The 659-nt window shown below is 41.1% G+C and carries 1 protein-coding gene; it reads right to left on the reverse strand.

The annotated features are described in order from the left end of the window. Positions 1-659 (reverse strand): hypothetical protein (locus MKP05_RS21345; RefSeq protein WP_240570142.1); only part of this gene is annotated, 659 nt, incomplete at both ends.

Consider the following 659-nt stretch of genomic DNA (forward strand, 5'->3'; position numbering starts at 1 on the left):
AGCCCCATGTTTGCATTTTTTGAAAGCACAGTAGCTAAGGCATTCGCTACGTTATCAGACATTATGAAGCGTGCTTCATCAAGCATACAGAATTGATGAATTGCCGGGCATGTCTTAACAACATAATCTTTCCATTCAACTAAAAGAGATGTTGTAATCTGGCGAATAAGATCATCATCCTGCCTGGCTCTTACATACACAACATCGGCATTATCGATAGCCTTATCCACACTGAAGCTTTCCCCCTTTTTAGGGAAAAGGTTGGGAAGTAAGCGCCATATAGCTAGCTCTGTTCTTATGTTTGAAGATGCTTCAAAGACCCAATCTTTTTTGTTTTCAGGTATGGAACTGTCTTTACCTGATAGCAGTTTTTCTAAATGCGGTAACGTGCCATCCCAATAATCAGCGATGAAAGACATTACCTCTTTATTCATGTTTTTATAGTCGCCGGCATCAGTCCCCCCTTTGTTCAGACCAAATCCTTTATACAAACGCTCTAGCCTTTCTCGTGTTGAACCTCCTTCAAATGGTGAGTAGTCGCCTAAACCCGATTCGCCAGTAAGATCCACAACTGAAGGTAATTTCCTGCCCCAGTCTTTACATGATTGAACCATTACCGAATAAATGAAATCATCCGGCTTCTGGTCAAAAAACAATAC

It is taken from the genome of Halomonas flagellata (assembly GCF_022487945.1).
GTDB classification, from domain to species: Bacteria; Pseudomonadota; Gammaproteobacteria; order Pseudomonadales; family Halomonadaceae; genus Halomonas; species Halomonas flagellata.